Below are 19,350 nucleotides of genomic sequence, written 5' to 3'. Positions count from 1 at the left end.
AATGTATTTTGATTAAATAAGTATCGTTAAATGGACACAACCTGTCCCTTGAGAAATGAATAATTGCTGTAACGTTAGAAATAAAAATCGCAGGTTCTCATGCAAAAGGATACGCAAAATAAAAATGAGACTTTAGCCAATCGTTTGATTGATATTCTTACAAGGCTAAACTCAGGGGAAAAATTAACCATCAATATGCTTGCAGAAAGCTATGATGCCCACCCAAAAACCATTCGACGTGATTTAGTAAGGTTGGAAAGCTGTAATTTGCCTATACAGAAAGAGGGCAAATATTTTTATTTAGACTCGACCTACTTAGGTAAGTTAAAACTAAAAGATATTCAGTCTTTTGCTCGTATATCTGGGATTCGTCATTTATATCCAAATCTTGATGTTTCATTTATACGTGAGCTTCTGGATAGTCGTGTTTATGATGCCAAAGGTTATTTTGTAGAAGATGCTTCACAGTTTAAGACCTTATTTGAAGTATTTGGTGAAGCGATTCGTAACCACCAACAAATAGGCTTTCTTTATAAAGGTGAACCTCGGGTCGTTGAGCCTTATAAGTTGGTCCATCATCATGGCTGTTGGTATTTGGCAGCAGTGCGTAAAGGTGTATTGCGTGCCTATCGTTTAAGTCGGATTGAATTATCGCCACACCCTCATGAACTTTTAGGTTTTAAACCTGATGCCACAATTTTGACTCAATTAGAAGATGAAGAAAGTATTTGGTTTGGTCAAGAGAAGCAGGAAATTATCTTAACGGTTCATGCTGATGTCGCTTTGCATTTTCAGCAAAGACCACTTTTGCCTGAGCAACAAGTCATCAAAAAACTGGATGATGGTGGCTTATTACTGTCCAGCCGAATTACGCACCATACCCAGATTTTGCCGTTGGTACGCTATTGGATTCCTCATTTAAAAATTGTTAGCCCAGAGGGCTTGCAGGATGAAATGGAGTTAAGGCTAAAGGAGTATTTAGGAATTTATTGATTAATCTGGGGTATAAAAGGTTATATCAATACTTAGGAAAATCCTTACCATTTAAAAATGAAAAAGAGTTTGATGATTTCATGATGAATGGTGAGGATTTTATTCTTTAAATTATGTTTTGGGGTTTAAAATATGTCAGATCAGGAAATTGAAAAAGCGAAATTGGCAGCTGAAAGAAAGGCTAGGGGACTAGGAATTTTCGAGGCTGCCATGTTGATAGTAACAGATGGTGAGTTGAGTGATACTCCTAGTGTTGATTGGATTCGAGATATTGGATGGGAAATTGAAGATTCACTAAAAAATTGGGAAACTTGTACTATTAAAGTGAGTTATAGCATACTGGGTAATAATAGGTATGGTGGTGTTGATATAGAAATAAAATTAGGCGAAGATTCAGTAATCTATTCTGCCACTAAAGAAGAAGATGAAGATGGGGATAATGAAACATCAATAAAAGTTTTTCGTATGGGTTCATGGGTTGATCGTTTTATAACTTACTCTAAAGAAGTTAGAGCTAAATATGAAAAACAGCAACTAGATAAAATACAACAAGAAAGAAATGAAGCGCTAAAACCATTTTTGGAAATAGATTTTTAAATACACCAAAATAGAATTTTTTGGATTTATTAATAGTTTAAATTTACGAGATTGCATATGTTTGAAAAAATGTTGGCTAAAGATAAGGCTAAAGCAAGAGCTAAAGCTGAGGTAGGGGTTGAAATTGAAGCTGAAGAAGCAAGAAAATTGGAGATTTTTGATGCTTTAGCTTTGATTTTTACAGATGGTCAAATTAACCCTCAAAAACTCTATAAAAAAGCATATTTGGGTAATTCTGCTTCACGAACATGGGAAGAATATACGTTTCGTTATTCTTATAGTTTTGATTATATAGAACGTGGTCATAGGCTGCTTGATTATAATGATGATGCTACTGATTGGGGAGTAGTAATACTCAAAATCACTCTAAATAGAGATGTACTTTTTGAAGCTTCAAGAGAATATAAGCGTGGTAAATGGCAAGAAAAAGAGATAGTTCATTGTTTCTATAATGGTGAATGGGTTGATCGTATTTTAGCTTATTCAAAAGAAATTTATACTAGATATGAGAAACAGCAGCAAAGAAAAGCTGATCAGAAAAAAGTTAAAAATTTGCAGCTACTTTAAATGTTGATTTTAGATTGGGTATATGTTTATTTTAAAAAGAAGTAATGAAATAAAATTCGTTATTTCTTTTTTTATAAAAGGACACAACCTGTCCACTCCATATTCAATAATAAAGCCTTATCAAAATGATAATCCAATAAAGGGCCTATTCAATGAAATTATCAAAATCTATTTTACTGGCAAGTTTACTTGCTACAACTACATCTGTTTTTGCAGATGACTTTATTTCTGCAAATGGGGTGAAGCTTACAGTGGGTGATTCATTAAAAACGGTTACAAGCAAACTAGGCAAACCTTCAGAGAAAGCAGCAGGGTTGATTATCTGGAAATTAAAAAGTGGCAATAAAGTTGCAGCTCGTTTTGATCAATATGGCTTAAGCAATGCAACATTAAGCGGAAATGTATCTACTGATTATTTATATACAGATGGCATTAAGATTTTCCTTAATAAAGAAAGCATCAATAGCATTGAGAAAAAACTCAAGTACGGTTGCTACCATGAGGGCTGGGGTGAGGGTGCAATTGCAGACTATGTGGTGAGAAGTGGTCCAGAGGGTTCAATCAATCTGATTTTTAATACTTGGGGTGGGGACATAACCACCAAACAATTAAAAAGCCAAAAAGTATCAGCACTCAGCTTGGGCGATGATGAACCATTTGGTGAACAAAAATATTGCCACGATCAATAAGCAACTTAAAGGACTCGAAAATGAAAAAATTAATCATCGGACTTGCCGTTGCTGTCTGTAGTCATTCATTATTTGCAGCTTGCCCAAGCCAGAGCAAAACGGTATTTAACTGCACAACGACCAATAACAAAGTGATTCAGGTCTGTGATGCAGGCAATACCATCAGTTATTCATTTGGTAAGGCAAGTGCTGCACCAGAGTTGGCAATCACAGTTCCTCGGGATAAAGTCACCACTTATCAATGGGAAGGATTTGGACGCTATGAGAATTATGCGATTAATATCCCGAATGGAAAAACCATATATCGGGTCAATGATAGTCTGGACAAAATGTCTCAGGAATATACGGCTGGTGTTGAAGTTTCCAATAACGACAAATTACTTGCCACAGTTGAATGTGCCGCTAATAAAAAAATAACCAGTAAAATTCAGGGCATCAAACTTCGTCCTGAAATGTAATCTTGGTTTTATCTTTCTCTAGGTTCTTATTTCATTTTCTCGGAATAAGAGCCTGAATTTTTTAAAATAAATGGTGATCCAATGAGATTATACTATCTTATCGGGAGTCTGTTGCTTGTCGCTGGGTGTCAGGATGCCTCAAACAATAAGACAAATGTAGATTCCACTGAAAAGGCTGAAGTGATTCAGGAAACACAGCCTGTTAATGATACCGATGATCAATATAGTGCAGACGGCTTAACCCGTTATGAAAATGAAAGTGTAGAGGAAATGGAAGCACCTCAAATTCCCGAAGAAGCACCTGTACGAATCGACTTACAATTAAATCCTGCATGGGCTGAATATGGTTTAGGTATGATTGATGTTCAATCGACAACAGATCAAGTGGTGATTGAAAAAGTGATTCTCAATCGGGGACAGTGTAGTGCAATTGATAATTCAATTAAAATGCCTGTCACTTTAAGCTTTGGTCATACCTATCGAGGCTATATCAATAACTGTAACTTGGATAAAATCATTGAAATTCAAATTAATACAAATTTAGGTAACTGGACATTTAAAAGATAATAAAAGAGAAAATGTCAATATTGGCATTTCCTCTTTTTAAAATTATGGATTAGCAAGTAAAGCTAGTTTCTTGCCAACCAGTGCGTAAGATTGAGTATTCACAATTGATGGGCAGCAAGATGGATCATCATCTGCGTATTCGTGATTTTCAATCGTAATAATTCCATCTTTACTGATGTTAGTGACTTTGGCATCCAAGCCTAGATTGAGATCAGTTATAAAATTGATCTGATCTTGTTGGTCAGTAGTAAAAATAAAAATTTCATAGGTCATAGTTGTTGAATGGCAGTTTGTTTCCTCACAGAAACTAGCCTCAACAATGTAATCAGTTTTTCCATCCTGATTAAGATCGGACTTAATAATATTTTTTGCGTTTAATGCATATTTAAAATAATCGTCATCTGTAGCAGAACGTCGGGATTCTTCATTTAAGAATTTAATCGATTCAGCAATTTTATTGTCAACCAAAGTTTCAATGCCTTGAAGAGTAGGTTTATTTTGAATAATCTTTTCTTCAGCTTGGGGTTGAATAGATTGTTCAGATTTCTCATTTTCAGCTTGCGGCAGAACTTTTTTAATATTGTCACATGCATTTAATAGAGTTGCACTACTGAGTAGCATAAGCGTAAAAATAAAGGGTTTCATATAGGATTCCATTAAAAAAGCCTACATAACTGGAGAATTATGTAGGCATAAAAGTTATAGAGTAGGTTCACCGTATTGATTATTATGGCTGTCTCCTGATTGCGCCCACCAAATAATTAAAGGAATGATTCCAATAATCGTAAGACTAATCAGATACCACCATCCAGAACGGTTTGTGTCATGTAGTCTACGAGCAGAAACGGCTAGAAAAGGAATAGTTAATGCTAGCGTTGTGATGGCATAAAATACAATCTCTGTTCCTAGAATTGCATCAATGACCATTGAAAGAATATTACAAATAACGAAGCCTAGATAAAAAAACCAAAACTCTTTAGGTCTTGCTCGACCATTAAAATTGGCATAGTTTTTTAGGCACTTCATAAACCAGTCAAAAAGATTAAAAATTTCTTCAGGTTTTTCTGAATAAGAGGTGCTTAACGTGGATGAGGTATTTGTTCCTAAAGCTTTATATATAGCAATTGCTTGATTTAAATGATTAGTATCAAAATCGACTTTCATACCACGTTGTGGTAAAGCTGATTCTTTCCATTCGCTGCCTAAAAAATGATATCGAACAGCATCATCGCCTGAAATTACCCCAGTATTGGTTTGAATTGAAAAATCTAAAATTGTACCTTTCATATTTTGCTCCACGTTAAACAAGTCTGTTTTGTTGTTTTGTGAAGCTATATTGCAATGATTGATGGACAGGTGGTGTCCCTAAGCAATTATTTTATGAATAAGTATTTTTTAATGGTTAATTTTCTATCACATTGCAACTAAATCATGGTGGAAGATTATAAATGGGTTGGATATTGATCATATATGATGTTCAAAGAGAAAAACCAGAATAAGCACGACAAACTATGTCTTTTATCTTTCAAATGTAGCTGAAAAATAATTAAATTTCGGTAAACTATTCACGTTTTATACTTTTCTTTGGACTTCAATAACAATGACCCAAGTACAACTGCAACAGCTACAAAAACAACTATGGAATATTGCCAATACTTTACGTGGCAAAATGGGTGCAGATGAGTTTCGTGACTATATTCTTGGGTTTATCTTCTTTAAATATTTATCTGAAAAAGCCGTGAACTTCGCCAATGAATTGCTTGATGGTGAAGAGATTGGCTTTTTAGAGCTTGATGAAAACAACGCTGAACATACGCCGTATATCGAAGTAATTAAAAAGAATGCCATTGATGAAGTGGGCTATGCGCTGACACCAAAACAACTATTTCATACGCTTGCTGAACGTGGTCGTAAAGGCGAATTTATTTTAGATGACTTGGCTGCCACGCTGAAAGCCATTGAACAAAGTACGTTGGGTTCAGACTCTGCCGATGATTTTGCCAACCTGTTTGAAGACCTCGATCTAAATTCGACCAAGCTCGGCAATACCGCCAGTGACCGTAATGAACTGGTGGCAAAGGTTCTCAGCCATTTAGATGATATTGATTTTGATATTTCCAATACTGAAAGCGATGTATTGGGCGATGCTTACGAGTATTTAATTGGTGAGTTTGCATCGGGTGCAGGTAAAAAAGCAGGGGAATTCTATACGCCTCAAACGGTATCGACCTTACTGGCGAAGATTGTAACGCAAGGGAAAACTCGTTTACGTTCTGTTTATGACCCGACTTGTGGTTCAGGTTCGTTGTTGCTGCGTGTAAAGCGTGAAGTTCAAGACGTGGATATGATTTACGGTCAAGAGATGAACCGTACCACCTACAACTTGGCACGTATGAACATGATTTTGCATGATGTGCATTTCGCCAAGTTCGACATTAAGCAAGAAGATACCTTGATTCGTCCGCAGCATTTAAACAAACGTTTTGATGCGGTGGTGGCGAATCCGCCATTTTCAGCAAAATGGTCTGCCGATCCGTTATTTTTACAGGATGAGCGTTTTGCTGCGTATGGCAAACTTGCACCAAGTTCTAAAGCTGATATGGCATTTGTTCAGCACATGCTCTATCAACTGGATGATCACGGCACAATGGCGGTGGTTCTACCGCACGGCGTTTTATTCCGTGGTTCGAGTGAGGGCGTGATTCGTCAGTACATGATTGAACAGCTCAATGTGATTGATACCATTATTGGTTTACCTGCCAATATTTTCTATGGCACGTCGATTCCTACGTGTATTTTGGTGCTGAAGAAAAACCGTGAGCATCAAGACAATATTTTGTTTATTGATGCCAGCAACGAGTTTGAAAAGCAGAAGAATCAAAACAAGTTATTGCCTGAGCATTTGGATAATATTATTGGGGCATTTGAAAACCGTCAGAGTATTGATAAATACGCGCATGTGGCGACTTTACAAGAAGTTAAAGACAACGACTTTAACCTGAATATTCCACGTTATGTCGATACTTTTGAAGCTGAGAATGAGATTGACCTTGATGCCATTGCTCAAGCGTTGCAGGCTTTGGAAGTTGAAAGTCAAAAGACCGATGCCGTCATCACTGAGTTTTGTAAAGAGCTTGGGATTGCTTCGCCGTTTGCGGAGGTGAAGTAATGTCTATACCTAAGTTACGATTTAAAGAGTTTGATGGGGATTGGTTGTTAGATACACTTGAAAATCAAATTAATTTTTTAGCAGGATATGCTTTTGATAGTAAATCAATGAGTAATGATGTCCAAGCTTATCAATTAATTAAAATGTCTAATGTATATCAAAATCAATTAGATTTAACGAGAAATCCTTCCTATTGGTCTGTATTAGAAAGTAAAAACGAAAAATTTTTATTATCCAAAGGTGATATTGTTTTAACACTTACAGGGACAGTAGGAAAAACTGACTATGGCTATAATGTAGAAATCACAGAAAATAATAAATTTTTATTGAATCAGCGATTAGTCCGTTTAAGGGGAAAGGAACAAGTTTCTTTATCAAAATTTATTCAATATAGAATTTCCACTGACAGATTTTTTTATCATTTTTTCAATTCATCTAAAGGTGGGACAGGTAATCAATCTAATGTGAGTATTGAAGATTTAAAACTTTTAGAATTGCCTTTTCCTAAGCTTAAAGAACAAACCAAAATCGCCTCTTTCCTTTCCGCAGTCGATGAAAAAATTAGCCAACTGACTCGAAAACATGAGCTACTCAGCCAGTATAAACAAGGCATGATGCAGAAGTTGTTTAGTCAGCAGATTCGTTTTAAGGCGGATGATGGGAGTGAATTTGGGGAGTGGGCATTATCAAAACTTGCTAATTATATTAATGAATTTAAAAGTACTTCAAAGATTCAAGATGAGTATGAAGTACTTACCTCATCTAGAAAAGGTTTAATACGACAAGCTGAATATTTTGAAGGTAGTCGATTAGTTGATAGAGAAAATATTGGTTATAACATTATTCAACCGAATCAAATTACATACAGATCAAGAAGTGATGATGGACTTTTTTTCTTTAATCTTAATAGATTGGGAATAACTGGAATTATAAGTACCTACTATCCAGTATTTACTATGAAAAATAGCGATAATAGATTTTTTCATGAATATTTAAATTTTTATAAACAAGAATACGTTAAGTATGCTGTTGGTACATCGCAATTAGTATTATCACTAAATGAGCTACGTAATATGAAATTTAAAATTCCTTGCTTAGAAGAACAAACCAAAATTGCTAATTTCCTCTCTGCTATCGACCAAAAAATTGAAGTGGTTGCCCAGCAAATTGAACAAACCAAACAATGGAAAAAAGGCTTGTTGCAGCAGATGTTTGTGTAGGTGAAACAGATGACCGATTACTTTCAAAATCTTGTATTGCAATTGCTCCAAGAACCCAGTGAGCAAGAATGGTTAGAGTTTAAAGAAAACTACCATAGTGCCGAAGAAATTGGAGAGCGTATTTCTGCCCTATCCAACGGCGCATGTTTATGTAACAAGCGCTATGGCTACTTAGTTTTTGGGATTAAAGACCACGATCAAAGCATTGTAGGCACAAACTTTGATCCTAAAAAACAAAAAGCCAAAGGCAATGAGGATTTAGAGTTTTGGTTACTGGCACGCTTAAACCCACGCATTGACTTTAAAATTCATGAACTCGACATTGATGGTAAGCATCTTGTTGTATTTGAAATTCCAGCGACTAGCGGCTCACCAGTGAGCTTTCTACATGAAGCCTATATCCGTATTGGGAGTTATACCAAAAAACTTAAAGACTATCCCGATAAAGCCAAGAAAATATGGCAAAGCATGGAAACCGATTGGAGTGCTGAAATCTGTCCCGATGCGACATTACAAGATTTAGACCCGATTGCGATTGCTACAGCCCGACAGCTTTTTATCCCTCACCAATATTATTGCGCTGGATCAGGTACAAAAGAACCAGTTAATCAGTGATGATGACGCTGCCGAACTTAGAAAAAAAGGTTTAATTGAAGGTAGAAAGCCAAATTATTGTATCTCTGCAAATGTGGCTGAACAAACAGATCAGCAAGCAGAATATTTAGAAATGCGTGGTTTGGATGATCAGCATTATCAGGGACTCATTTTGGAATATTTACGCAAGTTTAAGCAGGCGAAACGAGCTGATTTTGAAAAGTTATTAATCGATAAATTACCGCAAATATTAGATGAAGACCAGCGTAGACATAGAGTACGTAATTTATTGCAAAAAATGCGTAGAGATGGTTTGGTCGAAGCTAAAGGTTTGACATGGTATTTAAAGAAGAGCTAGTTTTAGCTAGTTTTAGCTAGTTTTAGCTAGTTTTAGCTAGTTTTAGCTAGTTTTAGCTAGTTTTTTGTATAAGTTATTGTTAATTAAATATTTAATTATGAGAGAAATATGACAGTACAAAGCGAATATCAACTTGAAAATGAACTGATTGCACAACTGCAAGGACTGGGCTATGCAACCGTTACCATCAAGGATGAACGCCAACTACTGTCAAATCTCAAAACACAAATTGAACGTGCCAACGGACTTGCACCATTATCAGAAACTGAGTGGAAGCAGGTCATTAGCTTTCTAAATACAGGCACAGTATTTGAACGGGCCAAGAATCTGCGTGATCTGTTCCCAGTTAAATTTGATGACGGCACTAGCAAACATATTTTTTTCCTGTCTGATGATCCTAGCAAAAATATTTATCAGGTGACCAATCAAATCACCATCGATCACCGCGACTATAATGGCAGAACCAGCCGTTTTGATGTGACCTTACTGGTCAATGGTTTGCCTTTAGTTCAAATTGAGTTGAAAAAACGAGGCATGGAAATTGCCGAAGCCTTTAATCAAACCCAACGTTATATTCGTGAAGCCTATTGGGCAGGGCAAGGGCTATTTAGTTTTATTCAGCTTTTTGTCATTAGTAACGGTGCAAATACTCGCTATTACTCAAATGGTACGACTGGGATAGAGTTTGCCTTTCCGTGGGCAGATGTTGCCAATAAACATATCAATGAAATTGTCGATTTTGCGGATGCATTTTTAAATCATCAGCATCTTACAGACATGCTGACTCAATACATGGTGATGTTGGAAACCAGTAAAAGTTTGATGGTGCTACGCCCATATCAAATTTATGCCGTGCAAAAGATTATTGCCCATGTGCAAAATTCAGAACAAAATGGCTATATCTGGCATACCACAGGATCAGGTAAAACACTGACCTCATTTAAAGCCAGTCAGCTCATCATGAAGATGCCTGATGTAGAAAAGGTCTTGTTTGTGGTAGATCGTAATGACCTTGATACCCAAACTTCACGAGAATTTAATGCTTTTAAAGCCGAGAGTGTGGATAGCACAGACAGCACGCACACTTTAGTGAAGCAACTCGATCAACGCCATGACAAGCTGATCGTGACCACCATTCAAAAGCTGAATCGTGCGATTAGTACAGACCGATATTTAGAACAGATCAATTATTTAAAAGATAAAAAAGTTGTATTCATTTTTGATGAATGTCATCGCAGTCAATTTGGTGATACCCATCAAAACATAAAAAAGTTCTTTAGTAATGCACAGATGTTTGGATTCACGGGAACACCGATCTTTGAGGAAAATAGTCAATCTAAAGCAGGATTGAAGCTCACCACAGATTATTTATTCAATCAATGTTTGCATCAATATGTCATTGTGGATGCGATTCGAGACCGTAACGTATTGCAGTTCCAAATAGATTATCGTGGCAAATATACTGCTAAGGGTATGCAGAATAACCTCGATTATGATGAAGATGTTGAGGGGATAGATACCAAAGAGCTTTATGATAATCCGCAGCGACTGGAAATGATTGCCCGTTATATCGTTGATACGCATGATACCAAAACCAAAAACCGTGAATTTACGGCGATGTTTTGTGTCAGCTCAGTGGATACCTTAACGCAGTATTATGACTTATTTGAAAAAGTCCAAGCTGAGAAGCAACAACAAGATGAAGCGGAAGGTCGATTATTTAAACCTCTCACCATTGCAACTATTTTCTCATACGGTGCGAATGAAGCTGTTGAGAGCAACGACCAAAATGGATTGATTCAAGAAGAGTCAACAGATGCACCGAGCCAAATAAATCAGTCTAGTCGTGATAAATTGGATCGCTACATTGCCAATTATAATGCTCAATTTGGTACGAATTATAATTCAGGTGATGGATTCTATGCTTATTACCGTGATATTGCAGATCGGGTAAAGAAAAAGCAGATTGATATCTTATTGGTCGTGAATATGTTCCTCACAGGCTTTGACTCAAAACCTTTGAATACGTTATATGTCGATAAGAACCTTAAATATCATGGTTTGATTCAGGCTTTTTCACGGACTAACCGTGTTTACAATGATAAAAAACCATTTGGGAACATCATTAGCTTCCGTAATTTAAAACGTGCCACCGATGAAGCATTGGCATTATTTTCAAATAAAGAAGCACGGAAGACCGTTCTTGTCCCTAGCTTTGATGAAATCAAACAAGATTATGAGCAAGCGGTAGAAAAACTGTTTGCCATTACTGCTGATTATCAAGCCGTGGATGACTTGCTGACTGAGGATGAGCAACTAGAGTTCATCAAGGCATTCCGTGAAGTGATGCGCTACAACGCCCAGCTACAAACCTTCATTGAATATGATCAAGACGACACTAAGCTTGATAAACAGCACTTTGCGAATTTTGCATCTAAATATGCTGATCTCTGTCGTGCGATTCGGAAAACCACCAAAAATGAAAAAGTTTCCGTGCTGGATGATGTCGATTTCCAATTGGATTTGCTGCACAGTGACCGTATCAATGTGGGTTATATCCTGACACTGTTACAGATGGCAGTGAATGCTGAAACAGATGAGCAGCGTAAGAAATACGAAGCTCAAGTACATGATCTGATTGGGAGTGATATTAGCTTGCATGATAAGCAAGACTTGATACAAAAGTTCATCGAAGAAAACATGCCAAAAATGATCAATGGACAAAGTGTACAAGTGGCTTTTGCTCAGTTTTGGGATGCGGAAAAAGAGCAAGCCTATCAGCACTTTTGTGAACAAGAAAATCTCAAGCCTGAAGCAATGAAACAGGTTTTAGATAATTATGAATTCAATAAACGCTTACCACGTAAAGAAGAAATGAAAGAGTTGCCAAACTACAAGATCAAGCTTTTTGAGCGGGACAGTGTATTATCCAATTTATTAGTGAAAACACGACAGTTGATTGAGAAGTTTTATGTGGGGTTGTAGTAAGGGTTTAGAATGACTTAAACCCTTAAATTTTGGATTTGATACCTTGTATTTCTCCCACCACCTTCAAGTTTTATGATACAGCCTTTTTCCAATAAATCAGTCAGGTGGCGAGTTGCCGTTGCTCGGCTAACTTTAGCCACTTTCTGATATTGTGAAGCACTGATGCCATGCTCAAAGCCATTTTCCCCACCATCAAGCAGTCGATTTAAAACTTTACGCTGCCCCTCATGTAAATCCATTTCCGAAAAAACCTGCCAAAATGTACTTTTTCGAAGCGTCCTTTCAATACGCTTTAATGTCTGCTCAAGGCTTTCATTGAGTGCCTGTAGAAACCAAAGTAACCAATCCGTAATATCAGAATCACTTTTTTGAGTGGCTTCAAGAATTTCATAATAACTCTTACGCTTATTTAGGATGACAGGTGACATTGCATATAGACGAATACTTTGTTGATCCATCTGAGCTAAAGCCAAGTCAGTCAATGTACGGGTAATACGTCCATTACCATCATCAAAAGGATGGAGTGTCACAAACCATAGGTGAGTAATTCCAGCCCGAATCAGTGGGTCAAGCAGGGTATTGTTTCTACTCGTATTAAACCACTGGATAAATTCATCCAAACGTTGTTCTAAAGCATCTCGTGGTGGAGCTTCAAAATGTACAGTAGGGTAGTCCATACGCCCTGATACAACCTGCATAGGTTCATGTCCACGTAACTGCCCAATACGAATACGCTGCATCGTCCAGTCAGTTTCATTAAATAACCATTGATGCCACTGAAATAATCTTTCAACAGATAAGTCTTGTTTAAAATTATTTAAAGCGTCCAGCATGATATTGGCTAGACCATCGGAACGTTCAGAACTGGGGTATGGTTGGTCTAGTGACACACCTAAATGCCTTGCTAAAGATGAACGCAGCGAATAAACATTCAGCGTTTCATTTTCAATCGCTGAGGATGAGACCAGATTGGCAATTAAGTTGTCTAGTGTCATGTGTTCTTTTTCAGGGTTATGCTGGCTTTGCCCAAGCAAGATACCAATTTTTCGATGAATGTGTCTGGTGAGTGGAAGAATGTTTTCATCCTTCCATGTAAAGGTTGCCCAGTTAGATTGTTTCCAGATCCAGTCATCATACATGCTTGGTCATCCCCTGAAATAGTTAAGAATAGGTTTGAGTAGATTGTAGTATATATTTGACTCATTAAATGAGTCAAATAAATTTATGATTCAGCTCATTTAATGATTCAATCTGATTGCTTATTTGATGGGCATAAAAAATGGTGGGTCGGTTGCGGTGTAGGCTGTTTTAATGATTTTGAAAAAGTGTAGGTTGTTGTGTAGGTTTCAAGATTTTGTTAAAAATTTATTTTATAAATCAATGAAAAGGTATTTCTGCATCATTGGTGTGTGAGAAGATAAGTCAGCCATGATTTCAGCGCTGTTCATGCGTATTAAGTCCTTAAATTTTTGAATAAATTAAAATATAGAAAGTCTAATTGTCTAACTGATAGGGAGTCAACAGGATCTCATCTAAGGAGAAGTATAGCTTTTATATCTAAGAATTGAGCCAATAGTGAGTGAAATCTTATTTTAAACCTAGAACAGCAGTTTTAATAAAAAAATGAAATTTGAAAAATGTCATAGTTTGTTATTTGATAGAAATTAATGAGAGTAGAATAATTGTTGACTAGCCTACTGGTCTTTAAAAAAGATCGAGGATTCTCGTAATTTTAAAAGACAGCAGCATGAAACAAGAAGAACAGTATATGTTGATATCGTTGAAAAATTAGGAGATAGACGGGTAGATATGATTGTAACAAAAGATATTGTGGAACTTGTTAAAAGTATTGTTGATCATGGGGTGCAAGTTCAAGCGAAGAAAGCTATCATAAAAGTATATTAATGATTGTGCTATCTGGATTGAATCACAAATAATTCCCCAAAAGAGAGTTTTTTAAATCTCTGTTTTATGTTGAAAATTAAATATTAACAACAAAAGAATAAGCTTTTTGATTCAGATTGCTATCTATTAGAATTGCATCAAACGACATGTTTTCTAATAATGATTTGAGATTGTGATGCATTTTCAATGATTCTGACGAAAGATGAATAAGAATAATTCGATTAACTGGATCGATTATAAATTCAATAGTTTCAGGATTTTTGTTGGTTAAAACTAAGCGATTTTCATGAAGTAGTTCTGTAATTTGTTCACTAAGTTGATTAATTTTAATTTCTTCTTCACTTGATGATGTGGTTTTAGAAACATGAATTTGAGCAGAATAACGTTCAAAATCCTTTGGTGTGTCAATAATTTCAACTTTGTAAAAACTAAATGAGTCAGTTTCTAATTTTAAAGAAGATAATTGGTTCTTTTCTAAGAAGTCAGTTTCCATCGGTTTGATATTTGACTGATAAAGATTTGATACGTCTTTTGCTTCTTTTATAGCTTTTTTTGCTCTATTTTGTGCATCCAAGAGCGGGTCATAAGTATGCTCAATTTTTGATGAATTTACATGCTCATCGATACTAAAGAACTCTGGTACTTGATTTTCTGTTGATGCATTTACTTGTGCTGTACTATCAAATATTGTTTCACTGATTGGTTGAGTGATGTGGTTCTAGGATTTTAGACCACGTCTATAAGTGATAATCTACTCCCCAATAAGCATGGGAAATGCTTGTTTTTGGAGTCAACCATGACACGAAGAAAACGTCGTAATCATTCAGCAGAGTTTAAAGTTAAAGTTGCTCTCGCAGCAATTAAAGGCGACCACACACTCGCTGAACTTTCTACTCAATTCGATTTACATCAAAACCAAATCATCGATTGGAAAAATCAACTGCTTGAGCAATCAATCAATATTTTTTCACGACCAACAGCACAACAAGAACCTGAGATTGACCTCAAAGCTCTACATGCCAAGATAGGACATCAGGCATTGCAAATTGATTTTTTAGAAGGTGCGCTCAGAAAAATAGGGCAGCTGAGCGGCAAAAAATGATCGATAAGACCCATCAACTTTCGGTACGACAACAATCGCAATTGATTCAAATCAATCGCAGTACGTTGTATTACAAGCCCAAAGAGATTTCATCAACTGATTTGAGTTTGATGCGTCTGATCGATGAAATTCATCTCGACTACCCATTTATGGGCAGTCGAATGATACGAGATATGCTACAGCGTCAAGGACATCAAATAGGTCGGCGTAAAGTCCGACGTTTAATGCGCTTGATGGGAATACATGCCTTGTATCCAAAACCCAATACCAGTAAGCCTAATCTTGCACACCGTATTTTCCCATATCTGTTGAAAAACATGGTCATCGCTCACTCTAATCAAGTCTGGTGTACAGATATCACATACATTCCTATGACTAAAGGCTTTGTCTATCTGTGTGCAATTATAGATTGGCATAGTCGTAAAGTACTGGCTCATCGTGTATCGATCAGTATGGAAACAGACTTTTGCATAGATGCGTTGCAAGAAGCAATTGTGAAATATGGTTGTCCAGAGGTGTTTAATACAGACCAAGGCAGTCAATTCACAAGCGAGGCATTTTTGAATGAGTTAAAATTGCGAAATATCAGTATCAGTATGGATGGGAAAGGACGGTGGAGAGATAATGTGATGATTGAGCGATTATGGCGCAGCTTGAAGCATGAGGAAGTCTATTTGAAGGCTTACGATACGGTTAAACAAGCGAAACAATCAATTGCTGAATATTTGGATTTTTATAACACGATACGTCCTCATTCAAGTTTGAATAAGGCAACACCAAATGAATTTTATGATCAACATTTACTAAAAGTAATGGCAGCATAATTTAAATATTTAGAGCGGATTTATCACTTATAAAACTGAATTGAGTGGTCTAATTAACGGAACCACATTAGAGGTTGATCGATTGTTGCTGTTGTTTGCGAATCTTTTGAAGACAAAAACATTGCATCTTTATGATTTGCACTTGATGCCGAAACTAACGTAATCTTTATATTTGAATTTATATGATCGTTTTTTTTAACTGCAAAATTTAAAAGTAGGATTACAATAAAAACATGCATCATAATGCTAAAGAGAAATGCGCTCTGTGAAATATTGAGTTTATTTTGAGACAACATATTTTTCTCCTCAGCATTTATCGCTCAGGTCAGAATAAATAGCGGAAGGTCATTCTGAGGTTTCTGCCCTCAGTAGGATGAATATGCCTATCATAAATTCCTTCACGTTCTGAAGAGTTAGGTGAGCATGTAGGCTCACTGAGATCTTGACGAGGGCATGATGCATAGTAGTATTCGATATCATTTGTTTTTTGATTGAATACATTAAAGAGTTCAACTTGTGCTAGAAAATTTTTATTAAATTCATAGCTGCCTTGTAAGTTAACTAAAGTTGATGAATCGGAACGAACTGAGTTATCCTCAATCAAAGGGCGAGAACCAAAGTAACGCAAACGTCCTCCAAAATTAATTTGGTCATTCAGTTTATAAGTAAATCCAGCAGCTATGGTCTTTTCTATTGCCCCAGGAATATGATTTCCTTCCGAATTTTCATTTTTAAATCTTGCTTTTGACCAAGCCAGATCTAGATCGATAACCCAAGCATCTGTTGGTTGATAGAATTGTGAAATTTCGATACCTTGTCTTTTACTTGGTCTACTTGCTTCTGTCGTACCAGCATCGCCAATAAATACCAGTTCTGAATCTGAATCAAGTTGCCATAGAGCTATTGTTGAGGTGAGCTCAGGTATAAGTTTTGCTCTTAATCCAAGTTCTGAATTTATTGTTCTTACCAATGGAGAAACGGGGAGAGTTGGTTTTAAATAGTTACTATCACGAGAATCAATGTTTAGGTGCGTTGTAGTTCCTCTAGCATCATTGCTATGAAAGCCATATGCATAATTAATGTAATATTCAGTATTCTCCCACGGACCTAAAATTATACTCATTTTAGGGCTGAAAATATGATCAGTTTTATGACCACTATTTTCTTCTTTATCAGAATTTACATCAAAAGAATAAAAATCACCGCGAACGCCTAAAATGGTTTTTAACCAAGGTTGCCATGTTGTTTGATTTTGTCCCCATATTCCAATAGACAATTGATTAACATCATCATTTCTTATCGTGTTGAAACGTTGTCGATCTTGTGTCTGATAAAGACCTAAGTTGTTAATATAATCATACCTAAGAGATGATCCAAATGAGTTTAAAAGCTCTTTGCTTGACCATTCACTTAATGAACCTTTTTGAAATTTAAATCCAAGTGTCGTTCGTTCTTCAGCTTGCTCAAATTGGTCTCCATGGATTGGATCATTTAAAAAATAACTAAAGTCAGAAAATAGATTCAGTTTGTTATATACGGCATAAGAGGAGATTGTTGAGTATTTCGTTTTCTCATAATTTTTAGCATTATACCAAATAGCAGTCCGAGCAGACTTACCACCATCACTCTTGTTTAAACTATCGAAGCGATTAAGTTCACCGCTTTCAATCAGCCGCTCTGGAATTTGATCAGTAGCATCCCATCGTGCTTGATAATGTTGAAAGCTGATGGATTGATTTTTATTATGATCACCAGTGAAATATTTTAAGAATACATTTTGTTTTGAAAGATTTTCAGGGTTAACCCAAGGTCCGTCACTGTTGATATTCTCAACTGCACCGATTAATTCCCCGTCACTAAGAACTAAGTTTCCAACGGCTAAAAATCTAAGTAAGTTGTGATTACCTAACGTTATTTGTGCGTAAGGATTATCTAGAGAATGGATACTCGAAATTTTTGCTGTGCCTGCTGATGCAAAATCACCATCATCAATCGATACTGCTCCTTTGTGATATTGAATTGATTCAATCAGTTCGGGGATTAGAAAATTTAAGTCTGTGTAACCTTGACCGTGGGCATGACTCACCATGTTAATGGGTTGCTCATCAAATGATGTTGCAAAGTCAGTTCCATGATCTAAGTTAAAACCTCTCAGAAAGTATTGATTTGCCTTACCACTACCACTGTGTTGACTCACAATGACACCAGGGATCGTTTCTAAAACTTCTGCTGGACGTGATAAAGGTCGAGTTTCAATTTGTTCTTTCGATATTGTTCCTTGGGATGAAGTAAATGCGACCCCAAAAGTGTTATCTAAATTTGATGATGCTGTTATTTTAATTGTAGGAAGTGTTGTTGTAAGTTCACCTCCCGCATGAGTAAGCTGACCTAAATAGAAATGACTGCTTCCTATCAACAAGCAATACAAAATTCTTTTTTTCATTTTTATTCCATTAATTTTATAAATTTTCGTGATTTTCTCAAACATGAAATCATTATTCATTTCATGTTTTCAGTTGTTTATCAAATTTATATTTAGAGTTGCTTTAACATTTGTTTTAATTTTTGAATGTAGGTCGGATTTTCATAGCCAGTCTCATTACTCCAATTTAATAATTTTTCTGTGCTTTCACGATTTTTACTATCAAGTGCAAGGGCGGCATAAACCTCAAAATCGTCATTTTCTCTGTAAGCATCCAGTGAAGCCCACTTGAACTCAAGCAGGCTTCCAGTTATGCGGCAGCAGCGCTTCGATATCTTTCATTTTATGTGTTGGCAGCCTTTTCAACACATCACTGAGATAGGCATACGGATCAAGACCATTCAGCTTGGCTGACTGGATTAAAGTCATGATGTTCGCTGCCCGTTGACCACTACGCAGTGATCCTGCAAATAGCCAGTTTTTTCTGCCTAATGCCCACGGACGCATCTGGTTTTCTATCCAATTATTGTCTATTGGCAAATTGCCATCATCCAGATAACGGCTTAAGGCAGACCAGCGTTTTAGGCTGTAATTGATTGCTTTCGCTGTAGGCGAACTCTTTGGTACTTTATCTTGATATTCTTTCAGCCAGACATACAGTTGACGCATGATCGGTTGACTGTCCTGCTGCCTTCGCTGGTGGCGTTGTTCGGCACTACAGTCTGGTATCTCTCGTAATTCTGCCTCAATTTGGTAAAGCTGTTGAATCAATTGCAGAGCTTGTTCGGCAATGAGACTTTTACCCGTCACATGCAGCTCATGGAATTTACGACGGGCATGGGCCATACAACCCACTTCAATCATCTGACCTGAGGCAAAACGTGCCTTATAACCACT

Annotated in this window: 19 protein-coding genes and 1 pseudogene; 12 read left to right on the top strand and 8 right to left on the bottom strand. The window is 36.5% G+C overall.

The window, feature by feature from the left end:
* Positions 1-99: 99 nt before the first annotated feature.
* The 6 genes from F908_RS03185 to F908_RS03160 all read left to right on the top strand — a co-directional run bounded on the left by F908_RS03185 (position 100) and on the right by F908_RS03160 (position 3,871).
* Positions 100-993, top strand: coding sequence for a helix-turn-helix transcriptional regulator (locus tag F908_RS03185; RefSeq protein ID WP_005157456.1), 894 nt, complete (start codon positions 100-102; stop codon positions 991-993).
* Positions 994-1,125: 132 nt separating this feature from the next.
* Positions 1,126-1,590, top strand: coding sequence for a hypothetical protein (locus F908_RS03180; protein WP_005157454.1), 465 nt, complete (start codon positions 1,126-1,128; stop codon positions 1,588-1,590).
* 57 nt (positions 1,591-1,647) lie between these two features.
* Complete coding sequence (locus F908_RS03175) at positions 1,648-2,157, top strand: hypothetical protein (RefSeq protein ID WP_005157453.1); 510 nt, start codon at positions 1,648-1,650, stop codon at positions 2,155-2,157.
* A gap of 152 nt (positions 2,158-2,309) precedes the next feature.
* Positions 2,310-2,846, top strand: coding sequence for a hypothetical protein (locus F908_RS03170; RefSeq protein ID WP_005157450.1), 537 nt, complete (start codon positions 2,310-2,312; stop codon positions 2,844-2,846).
* 20 nt (positions 2,847-2,866) lie between these two features.
* Entirely contained in the window at positions 2,867-3,304 is a 438-nt protein-coding gene (locus F908_RS03165) for a hypothetical protein (RefSeq protein WP_005157447.1), read from the top strand.
* 81 nt (positions 3,305-3,385) lie between these two features.
* Positions 3,386-3,871, top strand: coding sequence for a hypothetical protein (locus F908_RS03160; protein ID WP_005157435.1), 486 nt, complete (start codon positions 3,386-3,388; stop codon positions 3,869-3,871).
* 42 nt (positions 3,872-3,913) lie between these two features.
* Here the strand turns inward: F908_RS03160 and F908_RS03155 are convergent, their stop codons facing one another.
* Together F908_RS03155 and F908_RS03150 are read right to left on the bottom strand one after the other, a co-directional pair.
* Entirely contained in the window at positions 3,914-4,516 is a 603-nt protein-coding gene (locus F908_RS03155) for a hypothetical protein (RefSeq protein ID WP_228127617.1), read from the bottom strand.
* A 54-nt stretch (positions 4,517-4,570) separates the two neighbouring features.
* On the bottom strand, positions 4,571-5,158 hold the full coding sequence (locus F908_RS03150; RefSeq protein ID WP_005157427.1) for a DUF805 domain-containing protein: 588 nt from the start codon (positions 5,156-5,158) through the stop codon (positions 4,571-4,573).
* A gap of 313 nt (positions 5,159-5,471) precedes the next feature.
* On the opposite strand from F908_RS03150, the gene F908_RS03145 reads away from it, so the two are divergent.
* The 5 genes from F908_RS03145 to F908_RS03125 all read left to right on the top strand — a co-directional run bounded on the left by F908_RS03145 (position 5,472) and on the right by F908_RS03125 (position 12,197).
* Positions 5,472-7,040, top strand: coding sequence for a type I restriction-modification system subunit M (locus tag F908_RS03145; protein ID WP_005157424.1), 1,569 nt, complete (start codon positions 5,472-5,474; stop codon positions 7,038-7,040).
* Positions 7,040-8,260 (top strand): restriction endonuclease subunit S, encoded by a 1,221-nt coding sequence (locus F908_RS03140; RefSeq protein ID WP_005157421.1) that lies wholly within the window; start codon positions 7,040-7,042, stop codon positions 8,258-8,260. Before F908_RS03145 ends, F908_RS03140 begins: the two co-directional genes overlap by 1 nt.
* Before the next feature lie 9 nt (positions 8,261-8,269).
* Positions 8,270-8,875, top strand: a complete 606-nt coding sequence (locus F908_RS03135) for an AlbA family DNA-binding domain-containing protein (RefSeq protein ID WP_005157418.1) — start codon at positions 8,270-8,272, stop codon at positions 8,873-8,875.
* On the top strand, positions 8,796-9,212 hold the full coding sequence (locus tag F908_RS15875; RefSeq protein WP_155756593.1) for a hypothetical protein: 417 nt from the start codon (positions 8,796-8,798) through the stop codon (positions 9,210-9,212). Before F908_RS03135 ends, F908_RS15875 begins: the two co-directional genes overlap by 80 nt.
* 108 nt (positions 9,213-9,320) lie before the next feature.
* Complete coding sequence (locus tag F908_RS03125; protein ID WP_005157402.1) at positions 9,321-12,197, top strand: type I restriction endonuclease subunit R; 2,877 nt, start codon at positions 9,321-9,323, stop codon at positions 12,195-12,197.
* A 17-nt stretch (positions 12,198-12,214) separates the two neighbouring features.
* Here F908_RS03125 and F908_RS03120 read toward each other — a convergent pair whose 3' ends face one another.
* The 3 genes and pseudogenes from F908_RS03120 to F908_RS03115 form a co-directional block, all read right to left on the bottom strand.
* The gene (locus tag F908_RS03120) at positions 12,215-13,339 is read right to left on the bottom strand and encodes a Fic family protein (protein WP_005157385.1); all 1,125 of its coding nucleotides are present in this window, start codon (positions 13,337-13,339) and stop codon (positions 12,215-12,217) included.
* A 246-nt stretch (positions 13,340-13,585) separates the two neighbouring features.
* A pseudogene (locus F908_RS16480) lies at positions 13,586-13,648 on the bottom strand (hypothetical protein); the annotation flags it as partial.
* 533 nt (positions 13,649-14,181) lie between these two features.
* Positions 14,182-14,679: a hypothetical protein gene (locus F908_RS03115; RefSeq protein WP_005157372.1), complete on the bottom strand. Its 498-nt coding sequence runs from the start codon at positions 14,677-14,679 to the stop codon at positions 14,182-14,184.
* Positions 14,680-14,901: 222 nt separating this feature from the next.
* Here F908_RS03115 and F908_RS15375 point away from each other — a divergent pair.
* A protein-coding gene (locus F908_RS15375; RefSeq protein WP_155756589.1) for an IS3 family transposase occupies positions 14,902-16,031 on the top strand; the annotation gives its coding sequence in 2 pieces (ribosomal slippage) (positions 14,902-15,154 and positions 15,154-16,031; 1,131 coding nt in all).
* A gap of 53 nt (positions 16,032-16,084) precedes the next feature.
* Here F908_RS15375 and F908_RS03100 read toward each other — a convergent pair.
* The 3 genes from F908_RS03100 to tnpC form a co-directional block, all read right to left on the bottom strand.
* On the bottom strand, positions 16,085-16,327 hold the full coding sequence (locus tag F908_RS03100) for a hypothetical protein (protein WP_005157371.1): 243 nt from the start codon (positions 16,325-16,327) through the stop codon (positions 16,085-16,087).
* Positions 16,328-16,356: 29 nt separating this feature from the next.
* Positions 16,357-18,474, bottom strand: a complete 2,118-nt coding sequence (locus F908_RS03095; protein WP_005157370.1) for a TonB-dependent receptor — start codon at positions 18,472-18,474, stop codon at positions 16,357-16,359.
* Between the two features lie 273 nt (positions 18,475-18,747).
* Positions 18,748-19,350 (bottom strand): IS66 family transposase (tnpC, locus tag F908_RS03090; RefSeq protein WP_005157360.1); only part of this gene is annotated, 603 nt, incomplete at its 5' end.

The organism is Acinetobacter sp. NIPH 284 (genome assembly GCF_000369425.1).
GTDB lineage: Bacteria > Pseudomonadota > Gammaproteobacteria > Pseudomonadales > Moraxellaceae > Acinetobacter.
The sequence above is the reverse complement of the archived record's forward strand: the minus strand, read 5'-3'. Positions and strand labels throughout refer to the sequence as shown.

What these genes read in the sequence shown, in the direction of transcription:
- F908_RS03185 (WP_005157456.1), top strand. Translation starts at nt 100, where the DNA reads ATGCAAAAGGATACGCAAAATAAAAATGAGACTTTAGCCAATCGTTTG.
- F908_RS03180 (WP_005157454.1), top strand. Translation starts at nt 1,126, where the DNA reads ATGTCAGATCAGGAAATTGAAAAAGCGAAATTGGCAGCTGAAAGAAAG.
- F908_RS03175 (WP_005157453.1), top strand. Translation starts at nt 1,648, where the DNA reads ATGTTTGAAAAAATGTTGGCTAAAGATAAGGCTAAAGCAAGAGCTAAA.
- F908_RS03170 (WP_005157450.1), top strand. Translation starts at nt 2,310, where the DNA reads ATGAAATTATCAAAATCTATTTTACTGGCAAGTTTACTTGCTACAACT.
- F908_RS03165 (WP_005157447.1), top strand. Translation starts at nt 2,867, where the DNA reads ATGAAAAAATTAATCATCGGACTTGCCGTTGCTGTCTGTAGTCATTCA.
- F908_RS03160 (WP_005157435.1), top strand. Translation starts at nt 3,386, where the DNA reads ATGAGATTATACTATCTTATCGGGAGTCTGTTGCTTGTCGCTGGGTGT.
- F908_RS03155 (WP_228127617.1), bottom strand. Translation starts at nt 4,516, where the DNA reads ATGAAACCCTTTATTTTTACGCTTATGCTACTCAGTAGTGCAACTCTA.
- F908_RS03150 (WP_005157427.1), bottom strand. Translation starts at nt 5,158, where the DNA reads ATGAAAGGTACAATTTTAGATTTTTCAATTCAAACCAATACTGGGGTA.
- F908_RS03145 (WP_005157424.1), top strand. Translation starts at nt 5,472, where the DNA reads ATGACCCAAGTACAACTGCAACAGCTACAAAAACAACTATGGAATATT.
- F908_RS03140 (WP_005157421.1), top strand. Translation starts at nt 7,040, where the DNA reads ATGTCTATACCTAAGTTACGATTTAAAGAGTTTGATGGGGATTGGTTG.
- F908_RS03135 (WP_005157418.1), top strand. Translation starts at nt 8,270, where the DNA reads ATGACCGATTACTTTCAAAATCTTGTATTGCAATTGCTCCAAGAACCC.
- F908_RS03125 (WP_005157402.1), top strand. Translation starts at nt 9,321, where the DNA reads ATGACAGTACAAAGCGAATATCAACTTGAAAATGAACTGATTGCACAA.
- F908_RS03120 (WP_005157385.1), bottom strand. Translation starts at nt 13,339, where the DNA reads ATGTATGATGACTGGATCTGGAAACAATCTAACTGGGCAACCTTTACA.
- F908_RS03100 (WP_005157371.1), bottom strand. Translation starts at nt 16,327, where the DNA reads ATGTTGTCTCAAAATAAACTCAATATTTCACAGAGCGCATTTCTCTTT.
- F908_RS03095 (WP_005157370.1), bottom strand. Translation starts at nt 18,474, where the DNA reads ATGAAAAAAAGAATTTTGTATTGCTTGTTGATAGGAAGCAGTCATTTC.